This is a genomic window from Comamonas sp. CAH-2 (genome assembly GCF_009668305.1).
GTDB classification, from domain to species: domain Bacteria; phylum Pseudomonadota; class Gammaproteobacteria; order Burkholderiales; family Burkholderiaceae_C; genus Comamonas; species Comamonas aquatica.
The window spans coordinates 1-2,998 of record NZ_VSWF01000072.1 but is presented as its reverse complement, the minus strand read 5'-3'; the positions used below and the strand labels follow the sequence as shown (position 1 = coordinate 2,998).

The window sequence follows — 2,998 nt, the reverse complement described above, 5'->3', positions numbered from 1 at the left end:
CCCCCATGACCGACAGCAGCAAGACCCCCAGCACCTCCTCCGCCAACCCCGCCGGCCGCCGCAAGGGCCTGACCCTGGTCGCCACCGCCGTGGCCGTGGCCGCCGTCGCCTGGGGCGGCTGGCACTGGGTGGTGGCCAGCCGCTACCAGACCACGGACAACGCCTACGTCGCCGGCAACGTGGTGCAGATCACGCCCCAGGTGGGCGGCACCGTGCTGAGCATCGGCGCGGACGACACCGACTACGTCCGCGCCGGCCAGGTGCTGGTGCAACTGGACCCCGCCGACTACCTGGTGCAACTGGCCCAGGCCGAATCGCAACTGGCCCAGACCGCACGCCAGACCCGCACCCTGTACGCCAACAACGCCCCCCTGGCCGCCCAGGTGGCCCAGCGCGAGGCCGACCTGCAGCGCCTGAAGGCCGACGCCGCCAAGGCCCGTGACGACGTGGAGCGCCGCCGACCCCTGACCGCCACCGGCGCCGTGGGCAAGGAAGAGTTCGAGCACGCCCAAGCCGTGTTCACCGCCGCCAGCAATGCCGTCAGCGCCGCCGATGCCGCCGTGCGTGCCGCCAAGGCCCAGCTGGCCGCCGCCGAAGCCCAGACCCAGGGCAGCACGGCCGAGGACTTCCCCGCCGTCATGGCCGCCGCCGCCAAGGTGCGCGAGGCCTACCTGGCCCTGCAGCGCACGCGCCTGGTGGCGCCCGTGGACGGCTACGTGGCCAAGCGCGGCGTGCAGCTGGGCCAGCGCGTGGCCGCCGGCGCCCCGCTGATGACCGTGGTCGACCTGCACCACCTGTGGGTGGACGCCAACTTCAAGGAAAGCCAGCTGGCCGACCTGCGCATGGGCCAGAAGGTGGCGCTGACCGCCGACGTCTATGGCGACAAGACCACCTACGAAGGCCAGGTCGTGGGCCTGGGCGCCGGCACCGGCGCGGCCTTCTCGCTGCTGCCGGCGCAGAACGCCACCGGCAACTGGATCAAGGTGGTGCAGCGCGTGCCCGTGCGCATCAGCCTGGCGCCCGAAGCCCTGCAGCAGCACCCGCTGCGCGTCGGCCTGTCCATGGACGTGAAGGTCGACATCCGCGACCAGGACGGCCTGGCCCTGGCGAACGCGCCACGCACCGCGCCCGTGGCCCAGACCACGGTCTACGACGGCACGCTGGCCCAGGCCGATGCCCGCATCGCGCGGCTGATCGCCGGTGAGCGCCTGCCCGCGCTGAAGACCGTGGCCGATGCCCAGGTCGCCCCATAAAGCCGCCAGGAACCTGCCATGACTTCCACCGCTTCCGCCCCCAACGGGGCGGCCCGCACCGGTCCACCACCGGTCGTGCCGCTCAAGGGCGCCCAGCTGGCCCTGGGCACGCTGGCCCTGTCGCTGGCCACCTTCATGAACGTGCTGGACTCGTCCATCGCCAACGTGGCCATCCCGGCCATCTCCGGCGATGTCGGGGTCAGCCCCAGCCAGGGCACCTGGGTCATCACCAGCTTTGGTGTGGCCAACGCCATCTCCGTGCCGCTGACCGGCTGGCTGACGCAGCGCTTCGGCGCCGTGCGCCTGTTCACCATGAGCGTGCTGCTGTTCGTGCTGACCTCCTGGCTGTGCGGCTTCGCCTCGTCGCTGGAGATGCTGGTGCTGTTCCGCGTGCTGCAAGGCGCCGTGGCCGGCCCCATGATCCCGCTGTCGCAGACCCTGCTGCTGTCCAGCTACCCGCCGTCCAAGGCCGGCACGGCCCTGGCCTTGTGGGGCGTGACCACGCTGGTGGCGCCCGTGGTCGGGCCGCTGCTGGGGGGCTGGATCACGGACAACATCTCCTGGCCCTGGATCTTCTACATCAACGTGCCCGTGGGCCTGCTGTCGGCACTGATGACCTGGAGCATCTACCGCCACCGCGAGACGCCCACGCGCAAGCTGCCCATCGACACCGTGGGCCTGTCCCTGCTGGTGCTGTGGGTGGGCGCGCTGCAGCTGATGCTGGACAAGGGCAAGGAGCTGGACTGGTTCGCCTCCGGCGAGATCATCGCCTTCACCGTGATCGCTGTGGTGGCCTTTGCCGTGTTTGTGGTCTGGGAGCTGACCGACGCCCACCCGGTGGTGGACCTGCGCCTGTTCAAGCGCCGCAACTTCGCGGCCGGCTCGATGGCGCTGTCCATCGCCTACGGCGTGTTCTTCGGCAACGTGGTGCTGCTGCCGCTGTGGCTGCAGCAGTGGATGGGCTACACCTCCACCGCGGCCGGCCTGGCGCTGGCGCCCGTGGGGCTGCTGGCCATCGTGCTGACGCCGCTGGTGGGGCGCAAGGTCAGTGTCTGGGACCCGCGCAAGATGGCGACCGGCGCCTTCATCGTGTTCGCCCTGGTGCTGTGGATGCGCTCGCAGTTCACGGTGGAGACGGACTTCCGCCACATCCTGGTGCCCACGCTGATCCAGGGTGCGGCCATGGCCTTCTTCTTCATCCCGCTGACCACCATCACGCTCAGCGGGCTGACGCCGGACCGCATTCCGGCCGCGGCCGGCCTGTCCAACTTCGTGCGCATCACGGCCGGGGCCATGGGCACGTCGATCGCCACCACGCTGTGGGAAAGCCGTGCCACCCTGCACCACGCGCACCTGACGGAGCTGCTGGTGCAGGGCCAGGGGACCTTCGCCACCACCGTGCAGCAGCTGCAGGCGGCGGGCATGAGCGCCGAGCAGGCCTATGCCCAGATCAACCGCCTGATCGACCAGCAGGCCTTCACGCGCGCGGCGAACGACATCTTCCTGGCCTCGTCCTTCCTGTTCCTGAGCCTGATCGTGCTGATCTGGTTCACACAGCGGCCCAAGGCCCACGGCGGGGGCGGTGCGGACGCCGCCGCGGGCGCGCACTGAGCCGCACCCGCCACCGCCCAGGGCGACCCGACCGGGTCGCCCTTTTTTGTTCTAGACCTGGCAAGGGCCACCGTCCCCAAGCACCAGCACCCGGCGCCCCCGCCCACCAACGCAAGTCCCCCAAAGCACCGCAC

The 2,998-nt window shown here is 70.9% G+C and carries 2 protein-coding genes; both read left to right on the top strand.

Annotated elements, in window-relative coordinates; all coding sequences use genetic code 11:
• Positions 1–5: 5 nt before the first annotated feature.
• Positions 6–1,253 (top strand): HlyD family efflux transporter periplasmic adaptor subunit, encoded by a 1,248-nt coding sequence (locus tag FYM52_RS18490; protein ID WP_154165145.1) that lies wholly within the window; start codon positions 6–8, stop codon positions 1,251–1,253.
• 18 nt (positions 1,254–1,271) lie between these two features.
• Complete coding sequence (locus FYM52_RS18485; protein WP_154165144.1) at positions 1,272–2,864, top strand: DHA2 family efflux MFS transporter permease subunit; 1,593 nt, start codon at positions 1,272–1,274, stop codon at positions 2,862–2,864.
• Positions 2,865–2,998: the final 134 nt, after the last annotated feature.

Bases quoted from the DNA above. Each gene is read 5' to 3' on its own strand.
- FYM52_RS18490 (WP_154165145.1), top strand. From the start codon at position 6: ATGACCGACAGCAGCAAGACCCCCAGCACCTCCTCCGCCAACCCCGCC.
- FYM52_RS18485 (WP_154165144.1), top strand. From the start codon at position 1,272: ATGACTTCCACCGCTTCCGCCCCCAACGGGGCGGCCCGCACCGGTCCA.